The organism is Georgenia halophila, from assembly GCF_039541595.1.
This window is the reverse complement of record NZ_BAABGN010000002.1, coordinates 253,032-270,330: the sequence shown is the minus strand read 5'-3', so window position 1 is coordinate 270,330 and position 17,299 is coordinate 253,032. Positions and strand designations below refer to the sequence as shown.

Genomic DNA, 17,299 nt, shown 5'->3' with positions numbered 1-17,299 from the left:
GGAGGGAAGTATGAGCCAAACCACGACAAGGACTCCCGTGGCAGACCAGTCGCTCGCCGAGCTGGACCCCGAGATCGCGGCCGTCCTCGGCGGCGAGCTGGACCGCCAGCGCGGCACCCTCGAGATGATCGCCAGCGAGAACTTCGTGCCGCGCGCGGTTCTCGAGGCCCAGGGCTCCGTCCTGACCAACAAGTACGCCGAGGGCTATCCAGGCCGGCGCTACTACGGCGGCTGCGAGCAGGTCGACATCGCCGAGAACCTCGCCATCTCCCGCGCCTCCGCCCTCTTCGGCGCCGAGTACGCCAACGTCCAGCCGCACTCCGGAGCACAGGCCAACGCCGCCGTGCTGCACGCGCTCGCCGAGCCCGGTGACCCCGTCCTCGGCATGTCGCTCGCGCACGGCGGGCACCTCACCCACGGGATGAAGCTCAACTTCTCCGGCAAGCTGTACGACGTCTCCGCCTACGGCGTGGATCCCGACACCCACCGCGTCGACATGGACCTCGTCCGCCAGGCGGCGCTCGAGACCCGCCCGAAGGTCATCATCGCCGGGTGGTCCGCCTACCCGCGCCAGCTCGACTTCGGGGCGTTCCGGGAGGTCGCCGACGAGGTCGGCGCCTACCTGTGGACCGACATGGCGCACTTCGCCGGGCTGGTCGCGGCGGGCCTCCACCCGAACCCGGTGGCCGTCTCCGACGTCGTGTCCTCCACCGTCCACAAGACCCTCGGGGGGCCTCGCTCCGGTGTGCTCCTGGCCCAGGACAAGGAACGGTGGGCCAAGCGGCTCGACTCCGCCGTCTTCCCCGGGCAGCAGGGCGGACCGCTCATGCACGCGGTGGCCGCCAAGGCCGTGGCCTTCAAGCTGGCCGCCGGCGAGGAGTTCGCCGAGCGGCAGGAGCGCACGCTCGAGGGCGCCCGGATCCTCGCCGAGCGGCTGACCGCGCCCGACGTGCGCGGCGCGGGCGTCTCGGTCCTCACCGGTGGCACCGACGTCCACCTGGTCCTCGTCGACCTGCGGGACTCCGCGCTCGACGGCCGCCAGGCCGAGGACCTCCTCCACGACGCCGGCATCACCGTCAACCGCAACGCCGTGCCGAACGACCCGCGGCCGCCGCGAGTGACCTCCGGCCTGCGCATCGGCACACCCGCGCTGGCCACCCGCGGCTTCGGCGCGGCAGAGTTCTCGGAGGTGGCTGACATCATCGCCACCACCCTTCGCGACGGCTCGGCCACGGACGTCCTCGGCATGCGTGCCCGGGTCCGGGCCCTGACCGACAACTTCCCCCTCTACCCAGGACTGGACCAGTGACGGCACAGACTCTCGACGGCAAGGCGACAGCGGCAACGATCAAGGCGGAACTCACCGAGCGGGTCACCGCGCTCCGGGAGAGGGGCATCACGCCCGGCCTGGGCACCGTGCTCGTCGGTGACGACCCGGGCTCGAAGGCCTACGTGGGCGGCAAGCACCGCGACTGCGCCGAGGTCGGCATCTCCTCCATCCGCGAGGACCTGCCGGCGGACGCCAGCCAGGCCGACGTCGAGGCCGCCGTCGCGCGCCTGAACGCGGACCCGGCGTGCACCGGATACATCGTGCAGCTGCCCCTGCCGAAGGGCGTCGACGCCAACCGCGTGCTCGAGCTCATCGACCCGGGCAAGGACGCCGACGGTCTTCACCCGACCAACCTCGGTCGCCTCGTCCTGCGGGTCGCGGAGGAGATCACCTCCCCGCTGCCGTGCACGCCACGCGCCGTGCTCGAGCTGCTCGACCGGTACGGCATCGACCTGGCAGGCAAGGACGTGTGCGTCGTCGGGCGGGGCACCACGGTGGGCCGCTCCATCGGGCTGCTCCTCACCCGCAAGACCATCAACGCGACGGTGACGTTGACCCACACCGGCACCCGCGACCTGGCCTCGCACGTGCGCAACGCCGACGTGATCGTCGCCGCGGCGGGCAGCCCGGGAATCGTCACGCCCGACATGGTCAAGGCCGGCGCCGTCGTCCTCGACGTGGGCGTCTCGCGCGTCGAGGACCCCGAGACCGGCAAGGCCAGGCTGCGCGGGGACGTGGCCGACGGCGCTGCGGAGGTCGCGTCGTGGCTGTCGCCGAACCCCGGCGGCGTCGGGCCGATGACCCGCGCGATGCTGCTGGCCAACGTCGTCGACTCTGCGGAGCGCCAGGCCGGCTGACCCGCGACGGTCGGGCGGCGTGACAATCGGCACTCATGCCCGGAAATCGTCGGACCGGGGGCCGACGCGCCTGCCGTATCGGTCACGATTGAGGCATGCGAATCGCCTCCGTCAACGTCAACGGCATCCGCGCTGCCTACAAGCGCGGGATGGGTAGCTGGCTCGACGATCGCCGACCCGAGGTCCTGCTCCTGCAGGAGGTTCGCGCGACCGACGAGATCCTCGAGAACCACCTCGGCCACGAGTGGACGACGGCGCACCACGCCAGCGATTTCAAGGGGCGTGCCGGGGTCGCGGTGGCCAGTCGCCTGCCCGCCCGGGCGGTCCGGGTGGGCCTCGGCAACGGGGTCCCGGAGGCCGCCGTGGACACGGGCCGCTGGGTCGAGATGGACCTGGACGCTCCCGGCTCGGACCGTCCGCTGACGGCGGTCTCGGTCTACCTGCACTCCGGCACGGCGGGCACCGAGAAGATGGACCTGAAGTACGCGCACCTCGAGAAGGTCACCGCGCGGCTCTCGGAGCTCGCGCGGCAGGCGGCGGCGGGGGAGCGGGACGTCATCGTCGGCGGCGACGTCAACGTCGCCCACCGCGAGCCCGACATCAAGAACTGGAAGGGCAACTACAACAAGAACTCCGGTGCGCTCGACGGCGAGATCGCCTACCTCGACCGGTGGTTCGACGACCTCGGCTGGGTCGACGTCGGCCGGCGCCTCGGTGGTGACGGGCCGGGTCCGTTCACGTGGTGGTCCTGGCGCGGCAAGGCCTTCGACAACGACGCCGGCTGGCGTATCGACTACCAGCTGGCGACGCCGGAGCTGGCCGCGCGCGCGACATCCGCAGTGGTGGACCGTGCCCCGGCGTACGACCAGCGGTTCTCCGACCACGCGCCCGTGGTGGTCGACTACCAGATCTGAGCCCCGCGGCGGATGCGGACGCGAATTCGCCGGGCGCGGCGGCGAGCGACCGGGCGCCCGGCGGGTCTCAGGCGCGTCTCGCCTGCACGATGGTGACGGGACCGGAGCGGTGGTCGAGGTGCTCGGTCTCGCGGGCGTCGCGCAGCCCGGCCGCGTCCAGCAGCTCCGCCAGGGAGCCGTCGACGTTCCGCGAGACGTGCGGGCTCCCGGTCCGGCGGCGGCGCAGGCCGTGCCGGTGCGCGTGGCCGTGGCCGTGACCTGCGCCGTCGCCGGGGCCACCGAAGTCGAGGATCGTGACCATTCCACCAGGCCGCAGCACCCGGGCGACGTCTCGGGCGAAACCCGTCCGGCCGTCGTCGTCCACGTGGTGCATGGCCAGCGACGAGATCACGTGGTCGAACGAGGCCTGCGCCCCGGGCAGCCGGTCCGCGTACCCCTGCACGAGGGTCAGCGGGACGCCGCGCCGCACGGCCTTGCGTGCGGCCCGGCGCAAGGCGCGGCCGTCGGGGTCGAGGCCGGTCACTCTGGCGCCCGGCACCGCATCGAGCACGGCGAGCGCCAGATTGCCCGTGCCGCAGCCGACGTCGAGGACGACCTGGCCGGCGGTGATACCCGCCCGGGTGACGGCCCGCCGGTGGAGCGCCCGGATGCCGGCGAACCGGCTGAACGCGTCGTAGAACGGGAGCAGCCATTCCTTGCCCGTGCCGGGCAGGAATGTTCGCTCACGCTCCTGTGGGCTGCGCTGGTCAAGAATCCGAACGTTCGCCGTGCTGGTCATCTTCATCGTCTCTGTCTGCTACCCATCGCTCGTGCCTGTGCCGTGCCGGAACGTGGTAGACCGGCTGTCTTGCTGCACAGCCTCGCTCGCCGAGCCTCGCCGGGACAGGACGGATGTCGGACATGACCGGACGATCTTCGGGCGGTACGTCCGCCGGACCGGTCGGTCGCCTGCGCACGGTGCGCTCGGACGGCACCCCGGTCTTCCGCTACGACGCACGTCCCGGCGTGGCACCGGTGTCTGTGGTCCACGTCGATCACGACACGTCCGACCTGCCGTCCGACCACCGCCACGCGCACGACTTCCTCGTCCTCGTCTACGTCGAGGAGGGAAGCGGCACGGTCTCGATCGGCGGCGAGGAGTGGGAGCTGCGGGACGGGACCGTCATCGCCGTCCCGCCCGGTCAGGTGATGGGCGTGAGCGCCATCTCGCGCATCACGCACAGCCACGGCTGGTCGGTCTTCTTCACCCCGGACGCCGTCCCGTCGCTCGCCTCCGTGTCGCCGCTCGCCTGGTCGCTGCACCCGCTCCTGTCGATCTTCGTGGCCGACGGCGGTCGTGCGCTCGTCCCCGAGGCCGACCGGCAGCGCTGGTCGTCCTGGTTCGCCGAGCTCGCCGAGGAGGTGAGCGACCCGAGCCGGCTCGGTGCGCGCGACGCCGTCGCCGCGCTCCTGACCCGGATCCTGGTCGCCGCCTCCCGGTTGGCGCCGCCGGCCGGGTCCGTCCCCGACCAGCTGGTGACCCGGGTCTTCGACGAGATCGAGGCGGTGTTCACGGAGCCGGTGTCGGCCGGCGACGTCGCGGCGTCCCTCGGGTACACGACCGGCCACCTGACCACCGTGGTCCGGGAACGCACGGGCCGCACCCTGCTCGACTGGATCACCGAGCGCCGCATGGTGGAGGCGCGCCGCCTGCTCGCGGAGACCGACCTGACCCTCGCGGCGATCGCGTCCCGGACCGGCCTGCGGGACGCCGCCTACCTGGGTCGGCGGTTCCGGGAGTGGCACGGTGTGACGCCGGAGCGCTGGCGACGGTCCACGCGGTCCGGGCAGGTTGTGCCTCGAAGCGGCGGATGAGCTCGACCAGTCCCTGTCGTGCACCGCGATGCCGCAGTAATCTCGACGGCGTGGAGCAGCTGCCTCAGGACTGGGAGCGTGCGCTCGTCATCGCGGCGCACCCCGACGACATCGAGTACGGGATCGCGGCCGCGGTCGCGACATGGACGGATCAGGGCAAGGACGTCCGCTACGTGCTGGCGACCAGCGGTGAGGCCGGGATCGCGGGCCTGCCGCCGACCGAGTCCGCCCCGCTGCGCGAGGACGAGGAAAGAGCGTCGGCGTCGATCGTCGGCGTGAGCGAGGTGGAGTTCCTCGGGCACCCCGACGGCCGCCTCATCGAGGGACCCGAGCTGCGTCGCGACCTCGCGGCCGCCATCCGTCGCCACCGGCCCGAGCTGGTGGTCACCGGGCACTACGGCGAGACGTGGGGTCCGGGCATGTTGAACAGCGCGGACCACCGCGCCCTGGGCCGGGCGACCCTCGACGCGGTCGCCGACGCGGGGAACGAATGGATCTTCCCTGAGCTGGTCCACCTCGACCTCTGGAACGCCCGGTGGGCCGCGGTGGCGACCCCGACACCGACGCATGCCGTCGACGTCACGGCAGCCGTCGACCGAGCGGTCGCCTCGCTGACCGCTCACCAGCGCTACCTCGAGGTGCTGGACCCGGCGACCCCGGTGGAGGAGCAGGCGGCCCGCCAGATCGGCAGGGTGACGGAGCCGAAGCCGGGCTTCGACGCCGAGCGAGCAGTCGGGTTCGAGCTCTTCACCTTCCGCGGCTGAGCACACACCGATGACCACTCGGCCGGGGAGTGACGTCTCGGCGCATGACAGCTCGGCGGCGGGGTCGTGGCATCTCGGCGAGGGAGCGACGTCTCGCGAGAGGCTGGCTGCGCCTCAGGCGGTGCGGCCGGCGGGAGCCGCCGCGACGGCCCGCAGGAAGGCCGGCGCCCTGAGGTCCGCGTCGGCGAAGGCCTTGGCGACGGCGGCCGTCACCTCGTCCAGGTGACGCGTGTCCACGAGCGCGATCGCCGAGCCGCCGAAGCCGCCGCCGGTCATCCGGGCGGCGTGCGCCCAGGAACCCCGGGCGGCATCCACGGCCAGGTCCAGCTCGCGGCAGGAGACCTCGTAGTCGTCGCGCAGGGAGTTGTGCGACGCGTCCAGGGCCCATGCGATGTTCTCCAGCGTCGCCCCGTGGAGCGGGGCCCTCGACGAGTCCCGGAGCCGGGCGACGACGTACTCGACACGATCGATCTCCGTGACGACGTGGCGCACGCGCTTGCGCTGCTCGTCGTCGGCCAGCCGCGGCAGCACGTGGTCGAGCGTGTCCTGGCTGTGCACGTGTGCCTCGGCCACCGTGCGCAGGTCCGGCACACCGAGCACCTTCGCGGCCGCCTCGCAGGTCGCGCGCCGCTGCCCGTACTCGCCGCCGGCGTGCGAGTGCTCGGCACGGGTGTCCACCACCAGCAGCTCCAGCGCGGCCTCGGCCAGGTCGAGCGGCACGTGCTCGACCGACCCGTCCCGGCAGTCCAGCAGCAGGGCGTCGCCCTCCCGAGCGCGAAGAGCTGCCGCCTGGTCCATCCCGCCGGTCGGTGCGCCGGCGATCTCGTTCTCCGCGCGCACGCACGCCGTCACCAGGTCGGCTCGTCCGGCGTCGGACGGGTCGTCCGCCGGCCCGGCGAGCCCCAGCCCGGCCAGCTCGTCCCAGGCCACCGCCACCGAGCAGCTCAGCGCCGCGGAGGAGCTCAGGCCGGAGCCGGTCGGCACGCAGGAGACGACGGCGACATCCAGCCCCGGCAGGCCGGACGCGAGCCCTTCCTGCTCCAGCGCCCAGGCGACGCCGGCGACGTAGGACGGCCAGCCCGTCACCTCGCCCGCGGTACCCACGGGCCCGACGGCGTCCAGGTCGACCTCGGCCACGCCATCGGCCGCCGAGCTGACCAGCCGCAGGCGCCGGTCGGAGCGGCGGGCGACGGCCACGTAGGTGCGGTGCGGGAGCGCGATCGGCAGTGCCAGGCCGCCGTTGTAGTCGGTGTGCTCCCCGACGATGTTGACCCGGCCCGGCGCGGACCAGACGCCCTCGGCCTCGCCGCCGAACGTCGTCGCGAACAGCTCGCGGGCACGCTCGGCCCCCTCGACCGCATCCCACGCCGGAAGCATCGCGGTCTCGGCACTCTCGCTCATCGGGCGGACTCCTCAGCAGGTTCGACAACATCGTCGGCCATGACCTCGCGCCACCGCTCGGCGATCTTCTCGGGCGTGGTGCCCGGCATGCTTCTCGGGCGTGGTGCCCGGCATGGGTTCGATGATGGCAGAAGGCCGCCGCCGTTTCCGCCCGGGGTGCGTCGGCCACGGCATTGCTGCCACGATGTGGGTCCGTGCAGCGGCACGGTCCGACCCGCCGGCCCGGCCTCCTCGGTCGCTCCGACCGCTCGAGTCGCAGGGGGAGGTAGACCGTGCACCTGCCGGAACGCCGGCCAGGCCAGGTCCGTATCGGCGTGGCGCTGCAGATTCCGCCGCCCTACTCCAGCGTGCTCCAGTCCGTTCGCTCGCGGGTCGGCGACCCCATGGCGCACGCCGTCCCGCCGCATGTGACGCTGCTCGGACCGACCGTCGTCGACAAGCACGGGATGCCCGAGGTGACCGACCACCTGGCCGCGGTGGCCGCGGATGCCGTGCCCTTCGTCGTGCGGCTCAGCGGCGCCGGGACCTTCCGTCCGGTCAGCCCGGTGGTCTTCGTGAACGTCGTGCGCGGGGCGGCGGAGTGCGCAGCGCTGCAGGTGGCGGTGCGTCAGGGTCTGCTCGCCCAGGAGCTGCGCTTCCCGTACCACCCGCACGTCACCGTCGCGCACGACCTGGACGACCACGTGCTCGACCGGGCCGCTTCCCTGGTCTCCGACTTCGAGGCCACCTATGCCCAGGGCAGCATGCGCCTGTACGAGCACGGGGACGACGGCGTCTGGCGCACCGTGGCAAGGTTCGTCCTCGCTGCACACGGTGCCGATGCGGGGACCGCGCCGTCGGCGGTCCCGTCATAGACCCGTAGCGCCGCGCCACTAGTCTCAGCACCATGCCGCCCGCCGACGAGAAGGAGCAGGGGCGGTTCGCTCGGCTGAAGGCCGCGTTCGACCGGCTGCGCCGGACCCGCCCGGGCCGGTCGCTCGACCGCTACACCATCGCCCGAGGCAACCTGCTGGCCGGCGGCATCGCCTACGCGGCGCTGTTCTCGATCTCGGCTGCCCTGACGATCTCCTGGACCGCGTTCATGGCCGTCCTCGGAGGAAACGCGGGACTGCGCTCCACGGTGCTCGAGGCGATCGACGATGCGCTGCCGGGCCTGCTCAAGGAGACCGCCGACGACGAGAACGGGATGATCAGCCCCGACACGCTGGTCCTGGACACCGCGATCACGCCGGCGAGCATCGTCGCCCTCATCGTGCTGGTCTGGACGTCCCTCAGGGTCATGTCGGCGCTCCGCAGCTCCATCCGCGCGATGTTCGGCATCGTCGCCCCGCCGGAGAACATCGGCATCTCCAAGGTCCGTGACCTGCTCGGCTTCGTCGTGCTCGCCGTCGGCATCCTGCTCTCGTCGGTGCTCGGTGCGCTGGCGAGCACGCTCGCGGAGACGGTCCTCGGCCTGGTCGGTCTCGACGGGGCCGTGACGAGCTTGACCGTGCGGATCGCCGGCCTGGGGATGGCGCTCGTCGTCGACTGGGGCGTGTTCATCATGCTGTTCCGGTACACGGCCGGCGTCCGCCCGCCCCGGCGTGACCTCCTGACCGGCACCCTGCTCGGTGCCGTCGCCGTCGGCGGCCTCCGCCTCCTCGGTACCACGCTCCTCGGGACGGTGGACGACCCGCTGCTCGCCCCGTTCGCCGCACTGGTCGCCCTGATGCTCTGGGTCAATGTCGCCGCCCGGATCGTGCTCGTCGTCGCGGCGTTCACCGCCAACCCGCCGGCGCCCGTGCGGCCGGAGAGCGCCGAGGACGTCCACCTCGACGAGAGACCGAACTACGTCACCGAGTCGGTCCCGAGGACCCGCGAGTGGGATCACCAGCCCCTCACCGGAGTGATCGAGCCCGCCAACGCCCGGCCCGAGCCGGAGCCGGAGCCCGTGTCCGAACCGCGCCCAGGCCTCGCCGCGCGCCTGCGACGACGCCGGATCGCCCGGCTCGAGCGTCGGCTCACCAAGGCGCGGAAGGCCGACGCCGTGCTCCCCCGCAGCACCTCCCACGGCGACCGGCGCTGACCCTGCCGGACCGTGTCGGGCGTCGCCATGCCTTCGCGAGGAAGGGTCGCGATCGACGGGACCTGGTCACCTCGCGAACCACGGATGCCGGCACCACCCCCCGCCTAGGCTGTGCCCATGCCGCACGCCGAGCCCCTGCACGCGATCGTCCCCGCCGGCGGCGCCGGTACGCGGTTGTGGCCGCTCTCGCGGCGCGGCGCGCCGAAGTTCCTGCTGGACCTCACCGGCTCCGGCCGGACACTGCTGCAGCAGACGTTCGACCGGCTGGCGCCGGTGGCGTCGGCCGGTGGGATCGCCGTCGTGACGGGTTCCGCCCACGCACCCGCGGTGCTCGAGCAGCTGGGGAACCTCGGCGAGGAGAACCTGTTCGCCGAGCCGAGCCCGCGGGACTCGATGGCCGCGATCGCGCTCGCGGCGGCGGTGGCGCGCCGCCGTCACGGTGACGTCGTCGTCGGCTCCTTCGCGGCCGACCACGTCATCACCGACCAGGACGCGTTCGAGGCGGCGGTGCGGGAGGCGGTGGCGGTGGCCCGGGCGGGATACGTCGTGACGATCGGGATCGAGGCCGACCACCCGTCGACCGCCTTCGGGTACGTCCGCGCCGGCGATCCGGTCGAGGTGGACGGTGCCGTCGCGGACAGCGCACGCCACGTCCTCGGTTTCACCGAGAAGCCCGACGCCGACACGGCTGCGGCCTACCTGGCGACCGGTCAGTACCGGTGGAACGCGGGCATGTTCGTCGTCCGGGCGGACGTCCTCCTCGACCATCTCTGCGCCCAGCGGCCAGAGCTGGCGTCCGGAATCGCCGAGATCGCGGACGCCTGGGACGGCCCGGCCCGCGACGAGGTCCTCGCCCGGGTCTGGCCGACCCTGGAGAAGGTCGCCATCGACCACGCCATCGCCGAGCCGGTGGCTGCCCAGGGCGGCGTCGCCGTCGTCCCGGCCGCGATGGGTTGGGACGACGTCGGAGACTTCGAGAACCTGGCCGGTCTCCTGCAGGAGGACCAGTCCGGAGTCCGCGTCCTCGGCGACGGCGACGTGCTGGCCACGGACGCGGCCGGTGCGTTGGTCGTGCCGGGCACCGGCCGCACGGTGACGCTGCTGGGAGTGCCGGACGTCGTCGTCGTGGACACGCCGGACGCACTGCTGGTCACGACGCGGGAGCATGCGCAGCGGGTCAAGAACGTCGTCGGGTCGCTCGGCCCGTCCCGGGACCACCTGCGCTGACCACGCGCCGTCCGTCATCCGGCACTCCTCGGGGAAACGGTTAAGGTCGGCGGTGTGCGTGCCGTTCCTGCTCCGACCAACTCCATCGCCGCCCGGCGTGTCAACGACATCGTCGCGAACCTCGAGCCACGGCTCATCGAGATCCGCAGGCACATCCACGCCCACCCGGAGCCGGCGTGGAGCGAGCACGACACCACGGCGTACGTGCTGCAGGTCCTTCGTGACGCCGGGCTCGACCCGCGCCCGCTGGGTCTCACCGGCCTGGTGGTCAACATCGGCCCCGACCGGCGTACCAAGGGGCACCGGCGGGTCGGCCTGCGTGCCGACCTGGACGCGCTGCCACTGCACGAGACCTCCGGGCTGCCGTTCGCCTCGGAGCGGGACGGGTACTGCCACGCCTGCGGCCACGACGTCCACACCACGGCGCTTGTCGGCGCCGCCCTCGCCCTGAAGGAGCTCGACGACGCCGGACTGCTACCCATCGGTGTGCGCTGCGTCTTCCAGCCCGCCGAGGAGGTCCAGCCGGGCGGCTCCAGCGCCGCCATCGACCAGGGCGTGCTCGACGGCGTCGACCAGATCTTCGCGCTGCACTGCGACCCGAAGGTCACGGTCGGGCACGTCGGCTCGCGGATCGGGCCGATCACGGCGGCGTCGGACACGCTCACCGTCAAGGTGACCTCCGAGGGCGGTCACACCTCCCGCCCGCACCTGACGGGCGACGTCGTCTACGCCCTCGGTCAGCTCGCGACCACCCTGCCGGCGATCCTCGGGCGCCGCACGGACCCCCGCTCCGGCGCCAACCTCACCTGGGGGGCCGTCAGCGCGGGCCGCGCCGCGAACGCCATCCCGACGTCCGGCACCATCACCGGCACCATCCGGTGCCTCGACGCCCGGGAGTGGCGGCGGCTCGGCAGGATCATGGAGGACGCCATCGAGCACGTCGTCGCGCCGTACGGCGTCGAGACCGACGTGGACTACGTGCGCGGCATCCCCCCGGTGGTCAATGACGAGCGGGCCGTGCGGGTGGTGGACGCCGCGGCCAAGGACGTCATCGGTCCGGACGCCGTCGAGCTCACCGAGCAGTCACTCGGCGGGGAGGACTTCGCCTGGTACCTCACCCGCGTCCCCGGGGCGCTCGTGCGGCTGGGGACACGAACGCCGGGCGGCCCGGCCTTCGACCTGCATCGCGGAGACATCATCTTCGACGAGGCCGCCATCGGCATCGGTGCGCGCCTGCTCGCCCGCACCGCCCTGCTCGCCGCGGACGGCGAGACGGACAGCCTCGCGTCGGCGTCGGCGTCGCCGGGCTGAGGCCCGGGCTCGACCCGACCACCGGCCGCTCACGCGGTGCGCTGCGGAAACAGTTCGGTAACGCTTTGACCCGCTCCTCCTCACCGGAGGGTTCCCGCGGCCGCTCCGACGGCATACTGTCGCAACGTCATGCCGACTCCCGTCGGGTGAGAACCACCTCGGCTTCGGCCCCAACCTCCAGGAGACACATTCGTGAAGAAGAGCATCTTTGCGACGGCGCTGGCGACCTCAGCGGCCCTCGCGCTCACGGCCTGCGGCGCCGCACCCGAGGAAGAGCAGACCGGTGGAGGCGGGGAGACCACCGCCGGCGGCGCCTCCGACTTCACCGCGTGCCTCGTCTCCGACGCGGGCGGCTGGGACGACCGGTCCTTCAACCAGTCGGCGTACGAAGGCCTCCAGGCCGCCGTCGAGGAGCTCGGGATCGAGCAGGCGACCGCCGAGTCGCAGTCCGAGTCCGAGTACGGTCCGAACGTCGACTCCATGGTCCAGCAGGGCTGCAACCTCACGATCGGGGTCGGGTTCCCGCTCGAGAACGCCATCCAGTCGGCCGCCGAGGACAACCCCGACCTGAAGTTCGGTCTCGTCGACCAGACCTTCAGCGAGGGCCAGGAGCCGATCGAGCTGGAGAATGCCAAGCCGATCCTCTTCAACACGGCCGAGGCCGCCTTCCTCGCCGGCTACGTCGCCGCCGGCACCACCGAGACCGGCACGGTGGCCACCTTCGGCGGTCTGCAGATCCCGTCGGTGTCCATCTTCATGGACGGCTTCGCCGACGGCGTCGCCCACTTCAACGAGGAGAACGACGCCGACGTCCAGCTCCTCGGTTGGGACAAGGAGGCGCAGGAGGGCGCCTTCACCGGTGACTTCGAGAACCGGGCGAACGGCCAGCAGCAGGCGCAGCAGTTCATCGCCCAGGGCGCCGACATCATCATGCCGGTCGCCGGCCCGGTCGGCCTCGGCGCCGCCGCGGCCGCCGCGGAGGCCGGTGACGTGATGATCATCGGCGTCGACTCCGACTGGCACGAGTCGACCGAGTACGGCGACATCGTCCTGACCTCGGTGATGAAGGAGATCGACCAGGCCGTGCAGGACACCATCTCGCAGGCGGTCGAGGGCAGCTTCAGCGCCGAGCCGTACGTCGGCACGCTCGAGAACGAGGGCGTGGGCCTGGCTCCGTTCCACGAGTTCGAGGACGCGGTGCCGCAGGAGGTCAAGGACACCGTCGCCGACCTGCGTGAGCAGATCATCTCCGGCGACCTCGAGGTTCAGACGCCGAACGCTCCGTGACCCTCTCCTGACGACGCGGCGGCCCGGCCACCGGCCGGGCCGCGCGCGTGCGCAGGTACCGTGAGGGCCCGGACGCGGGCACGCTGACGAGGAGCGCATCGACGTGAAGCTGGAACTGCGGGGGATCACGAAAGTCTTCGGGTCCCTGGTCGCGAACGACCACATCGACCTCGTCGTCGAGCCCGGCGAGATCCATGCCCTGCTCGGCGAGAACGGCGCCGGCAAGAGCACCCTGATGAACGTACTCTTCGGGCTCTACGAGCCCGACGACGGCGAGATCCTCCTCGACGACGAGCCCGTGACCATCTCGGGACCGGGCGACGCCGTGACCGCGGGCATCGGCATGGTCCACCAGCACTTCATGCTCGTCCCGGTCTTCACGGTCGCCGAGTCCCTCGCCCTCGGTTACGAGCCCACCCGGGGCGCGGGGTTCCTCGACCTCGACGCGGCGCGCCGGCGCGTGCGCGAGATCTCCGACCGGTTCGGCTTCGACATCGACCCGGACGCGGTGGTCGAGGATCTGCCCGTCGGGGCGCAGCAGCGGGTCGAGATCATCAAGGCGCTCTCGCGGGACGCGCAGGTGCTCATCCTCGACGAGCCGACGGCGGTGCTGACCCCGCAGGAGACCGACGAGCTCATCGGGATCATGCGTGAGCTCAAGGCGGCCGGCACGTCGATCGTCTTCATCACCCACAAGCTCCGCGAGGTCCGAGCCATCGCGGACCGCGTCACCGTCATCCGCCGCGGCAAGGTCGTGGGGGAGGCCGGGCCGGGGACTTCCGAGAGCGAGCTCGCCTCCATGATGGTCGGCCGGTCCGTCGAGCTCTCCGTCGACAAGGCCTCGACCGGCCGCGGCGAGGAGGCCTTCGTCCTCTCCGACCTGACCGTGCTCGACCCGGCCGGCAACGTCGTCGTCGACCACGTGGACCTGGGCGTGCGCAGCGGCGAGGTCATGGCCGTCGCCGGTGTGCAGGGCAACGGGCAGACTGAGCTGACCGAGACGATCGTCGGGCTCACGGAACCGGTGAGCGGATCCATCACCCTGGACGGTCAGGAGCTCGTCGGCCGCTCCGTCAAACAGCGCCTGCGGGCCGGCCTGGGCTTCGTCCCGGAGGACCGCAGCACGGACGGCATCATCGACTCCTTCTCGGTCGCCGAGAACCTCGTCCTGGACCAGTACGACCAGCCGCCCTTCGCGTCCGGCGTGGCGATGAACCCGACCGCCGTGCTGGAGGGCGCGGAGCAGCGAGTGGCCGAGTTCGACATCCGGCTCACCTCGGTGTCCGACCCGGTCTCCACCCTCTCCGGCGGCAACCAGCAGAAGGTCGTCATGGCGCGGGAGATGTCGCGGCCGCTGCGCGCGTTCGTCGCCTCGCAGCCCACTCGCGGCGTCGACGTCGGCTCCATCGAGTTCCTGCACAGGCGCATCGTCGAGGAGCGCGACAAGGGCACCCCGGTCCTCATCGTCTCCACCGAGCTCGACGAGGTGCACGCCCTGGCCGACCGGGTCGCCGTGATGTACCGCGGTCGGGTGGTCGGCATCGTCGACGGCGACACGAACCGCGACGTGCTCGGCCTGATGATGGCCGGCGTCCCGCTCGAGGACGCGCAGGCCCAGGCCACCGCCCACCACACCACCCTCGGCGAGGCAGACGCGGCCGCAGACCACGAGGACGTCCCGTGAGCGACGAGAACACCCGACCCGCCCAGCATCCGGGCGACCCAGGCGCGGAGGCGGACCAGGCCGCGCAGGCGGACGCCGCGCGCGATCCGGATCGTGAGCCGGGCGGAAGCCGCACCGACGGGCCGGTCGAGGGCCGCTCCGGCCAGCTCGTGCGCGAGCTGCTCTCCGGCTCCTGGATCGTCTCCGTGCTGGCGATCGTGCTGGCGCTGCTCGCCGGCGCCGTCCTCATCGCGCTGGCCGACACCGACGTCCAAGACAGCGCGGTGTACCTGTTCGACCGACCCTCGGACACCTTCGAGGCCGTGTGGAACGCCGTCTACAACGCCTACGAAGCCCTGTTCCGCGGGGCGATCTACGACTTCGAGTCGGACACCACCACGCGAGCGATCCGCCCCATCACCGAGTCGTTGACGTTCGCGACCCCGCTGATCCTCGCGGGTCTCGGCCTGGCTGTCGGTTTCCGCGCCGGACTGCTCAACATCGGTGGTCAGGGTCAGATCATCCTCGGCGCCATCTTCGGCGGGTTCATCGGCTTCACCTACGACCTCCCCGTCGTGCTGCACGTCGTGCTCGCCGTGATCGGGGCGGCGCTCGGCGGAGCGATCTGGGCGGGGATCGCAGGACTCCTGAAGGCCAAGACCGGCGCCAACGAGGTGATCGTCACGATCATGCTCAACAACATCGGTCTCTACCTGATCGCGTACCTCCTCAGCACCGAGGCCTTCCAGGTTCCCGGCTCGCCGAACCCGATCTCGCCGGAGATCAGCACCGCGACCGCCGCCTACCCGCTGCTCCTGGGCGAATCGTTCCGGCTGCACGCCGGTTTCCTCGTCGCGATCGTCGCCACCGCGTGTGTGTGGTGGCTGCTCGACCGGTCCACCATCGGCTTCGAGATACGGGCCGCGGGCGCCAACCCCCACGCCGCGCGCAACGCCGGCATCTCGGTGGAACGCGTCGTGGTGCTGACGATGGTGGTCTCGGGCGCACTCTGCGGTCTGGCCGGGTCGGCGCAGGTCCTCGGCACCGAGTTCGTGCTGACCCGAGGCGTCGCCGCCAGCTACGGCTTCGACGCCATCACGGTGGCTCTGCTGGGCCGCTCCCGGCCGCTGGGGACCTTCGTCGCCGGGCTGCTGTTCGGCGCGTTGCGCGCCGGCGGTGTGCTGATGCAGTCCACCACCGACACGTCGATCGACATCATCCTCGTCGTCCAGTCGATCATCGTGCTGCTCATCGCGGCACCCCCGCTGGTCCGGGCGATCTTCCGGCTGCCCGCTCCGGGCGCGCGCCCGCGCCGCAGCAGGTCCGCTCCGGCCACGAAGGAGGTGACGGCGTGAGTGCCGTGACGACCCCCGAGCCCCGAGCCGAGGAGCGCACGCTGCCGCCCGTCAGGTGGCGGTGGCCGGTGACGTACGCGCTGCTCGCGCTGCTCGCGCTGCTCGCGTTCCCCCGCAGCGGCCAGACGATCTTCCGCATCAGCCGCGCCGGGGACTTCTTCGAGATCCCGGACGCCGTCCTGCCCGCCATGGCGACCAACGTCGTCCTCGTCGTCGTCATGGTCGTCCTGACCGCGGTGGCGACCTGGGCAGCCGTGCGCCGCGCGCCGGTCGGCTGGTGGCTGCCGGCGATCTTCGGCGTGGCGTTCGTCCTGGCGTTCCTGACCTGGGTCGGGGCCGGCCGCACGACGATCATCCCGCTGACCACGTTGCTCGGCGGCGCGCTTGCGCTGTCGGTGCCGCTGGTCTTCGGTGCGCTCGCCGGAGTGGTGTGCGAGCGCTCCGGCGTCATCAACATCGCCATCGAGGGGCAGCTCCTCAGCGGTGCCTTCCTCGCGGCCGCCGTCGGGTCCCTGACCACCAGCGCCTACCTCGGCATGATCGCTGCCCCCGTCGCCGGGGCCCTGGTCGGGGCGCTGCTCGCGTTCTTCGCCGTGCGGTACTGGGTGGACCAGATCATCGTCGGCGTCGTCCTCAACGTCCTCGTCCTCGGCCTGACGAGCTTCCTGTTCTCGACCGTCATGACGGAGAACGCCGAGGCCCTCAACACCCGGCAGTCCATGCCGGAGATCGCCATCCCAGGGCTGGCGTCCATCCCCGTCATCGGTCCCGTGCTGTTCCGACAGACGGTGCTCGTGTACGTCATGTACGTGGCCGTGATCGTGCTGCAGGTCCTCGTCTTTCGCAGCCGGTGGGGCCTGCGCACCCGCGCCGTCGGCGAGCACCCGAAGGCGGCCGACACCGTCGGCATCAACGTGGGCCGTACGCGCGTGGTCAACACGATCGTCGGAGGCGCGATCGCGGGACTGGGCGGCGCCTTCTTCACCGTCGGCTCGGGCCTGGCCTTCGGGACGAACATGTCCGCCGGCCAGGGATACATCGCGCTCGCCGCGATGATCCTCGGCCGCTGGCGACCGAAGGGCGCCGTGGCCGCCGCGCTGCTGTTCGGCTTCTCCAAGAGCCTGGTCAACATGCTCTCCGGCATCGGGGCGGGCATCTCCTCCGACCTGCTGCTCATGCTCCCGTACGCCGTGACCATCCTCGCCGTCGCGGGGTTCGTGGGCCGGGTCCGGCCGCCCGCCGCCGAGAACGTGCCGTACATCAAGTGAGAG

At 72.1% G+C, this 17,299-nt stretch carries 15 protein-coding genes; 13 read left to right on the top strand and 2 right to left on the bottom strand.

Going from position 1 to position 17,299, the window contains the following annotated elements; genetic code table 11:
* Positions 1–10: 10 nt before the first annotated feature.
* From glyA to ABD907_RS02850, 3 genes are all read left to right on the top strand, one after another.
* Positions 11–1,309: a serine hydroxymethyltransferase gene (gene glyA, locus ABD907_RS02860; protein ID WP_345214975.1), complete on the top strand. Its 1,299-nt coding sequence runs from the start codon at positions 11–13 to the stop codon at positions 1,307–1,309.
* Positions 1,306–2,187 carry a bifunctional methylenetetrahydrofolate dehydrogenase/methenyltetrahydrofolate cyclohydrolase gene (locus tag ABD907_RS02855; protein ID WP_345214974.1) on the top strand — a complete coding sequence of 294 codons (882 nt, stop codon included), beginning with the start codon at positions 1,306–1,308 and terminating at the stop codon, positions 2,185–2,187. The genes glyA and ABD907_RS02855 overlap by 4 nt, the downstream gene beginning before the upstream one ends.
* Before the next feature lie 95 nt (positions 2,188–2,282).
* Entirely contained in the window at positions 2,283–3,101 is an 819-nt protein-coding gene (locus tag ABD907_RS02850; protein ID WP_345214973.1) for an exodeoxyribonuclease III, read from the top strand.
* Positions 3,102–3,168: 67 nt separating this feature from the next.
* Here the strand turns inward: ABD907_RS02850 and ABD907_RS02845 are convergent, their stop codons facing one another.
* Positions 3,169–3,885, bottom strand: coding sequence for a class I SAM-dependent methyltransferase (locus ABD907_RS02845; protein WP_345214972.1), 717 nt, complete (start codon positions 3,883–3,885; stop codon positions 3,169–3,171).
* A gap of 116 nt (positions 3,886–4,001) precedes the next feature.
* Between ABD907_RS02845 and ABD907_RS02840 the strand changes: the two genes are divergently transcribed.
* A complete protein-coding gene (locus ABD907_RS02840; protein WP_345214971.1) occupies positions 4,002–4,955 on the top strand; it encodes a helix-turn-helix domain-containing protein in 954 nt (317 codons plus the stop codon).
* Between the two features lie 50 nt (positions 4,956–5,005).
* Positions 5,006–5,719: a PIG-L deacetylase family protein gene (locus ABD907_RS02835; protein WP_345214970.1), complete on the top strand. Its 714-nt coding sequence runs from the start codon at positions 5,006–5,008 to the stop codon at positions 5,717–5,719.
* Positions 5,720–5,833: 114 nt separating this feature from the next.
* Here the strand turns inward: ABD907_RS02835 and galK are convergent, their stop codons facing one another.
* The gene (gene galK / locus ABD907_RS02830; RefSeq protein WP_345214969.1) at positions 5,834–7,120 is read right to left on the bottom strand and encodes a galactokinase; all 1,287 of its coding nucleotides are present in this window, start codon (positions 7,118–7,120) and stop codon (positions 5,834–5,836) included.
* Between the two features lie 272 nt (positions 7,121–7,392).
* Here galK and ABD907_RS02825 point away from each other — a divergent pair, with 272 nt between their 5' ends.
* The 8 genes from ABD907_RS02825 to ABD907_RS02790 all read left to right on the top strand — a co-directional run bounded on the left by ABD907_RS02825 (position 7,393) and on the right by ABD907_RS02790 (position 17,296).
* Positions 7,393–7,974, top strand: a complete 582-nt coding sequence (locus ABD907_RS02825; RefSeq protein ID WP_345214968.1) for a 2'-5' RNA ligase family protein — start codon at positions 7,393–7,395, stop codon at positions 7,972–7,974.
* A 32-nt stretch (positions 7,975–8,006) separates the two neighbouring features.
* The gene (locus tag ABD907_RS02820) at positions 8,007–9,185 is read left to right on the top strand and encodes a YihY/virulence factor BrkB family protein (RefSeq protein ID WP_345214967.1); all 1,179 of its coding nucleotides are present in this window, start codon (positions 8,007–8,009) and stop codon (positions 9,183–9,185) included.
* 117 nt (positions 9,186–9,302) lie between these two features.
* Positions 9,303–10,412 carry a mannose-1-phosphate guanylyltransferase gene (locus ABD907_RS02815; protein WP_345214966.1) on the top strand — a complete coding sequence of 370 codons (1,110 nt, stop codon included), beginning with the start codon at positions 9,303–9,305 and terminating at the stop codon, positions 10,410–10,412.
* Positions 10,413–10,466: 54 nt separating this feature from the next.
* A complete protein-coding gene (locus ABD907_RS02810; RefSeq protein ID WP_345214965.1) occupies positions 10,467–11,723 on the top strand; it encodes an amidohydrolase in 1,257 nt (418 codons plus the stop codon).
* Between the two features lie 192 nt (positions 11,724–11,915).
* Positions 11,916–13,010, top strand: coding sequence for a BMP family lipoprotein (locus tag ABD907_RS02805; protein WP_345214964.1), 1,095 nt, complete (start codon positions 11,916–11,918; stop codon positions 13,008–13,010).
* A gap of 103 nt (positions 13,011–13,113) precedes the next feature.
* Positions 13,114–14,694 carry an ABC transporter ATP-binding protein gene (locus tag ABD907_RS02800; protein ID WP_345214963.1) on the top strand — a complete coding sequence of 527 codons (1,581 nt, stop codon included), beginning with the start codon at positions 13,114–13,116 and terminating at the stop codon, positions 14,692–14,694.
* Positions 14,691–16,028, top strand: a complete 1,338-nt coding sequence (locus ABD907_RS02795; RefSeq protein ID WP_345214962.1) for an ABC transporter permease — start codon at positions 14,691–14,693, stop codon at positions 16,026–16,028. The genes ABD907_RS02800 and ABD907_RS02795 overlap by 4 nt, the downstream gene beginning before the upstream one ends.
* Positions 16,025–17,296: an ABC transporter permease gene (locus ABD907_RS02790; protein WP_345214961.1), complete on the top strand. Its 1,272-nt coding sequence runs from the start codon at positions 16,025–16,027 to the stop codon at positions 17,294–17,296. The genes ABD907_RS02795 and ABD907_RS02790 overlap by 4 nt, the downstream gene beginning before the upstream one ends.
* The last annotated feature ends 3 nt before the right edge of the window (positions 17,297–17,299 follow it).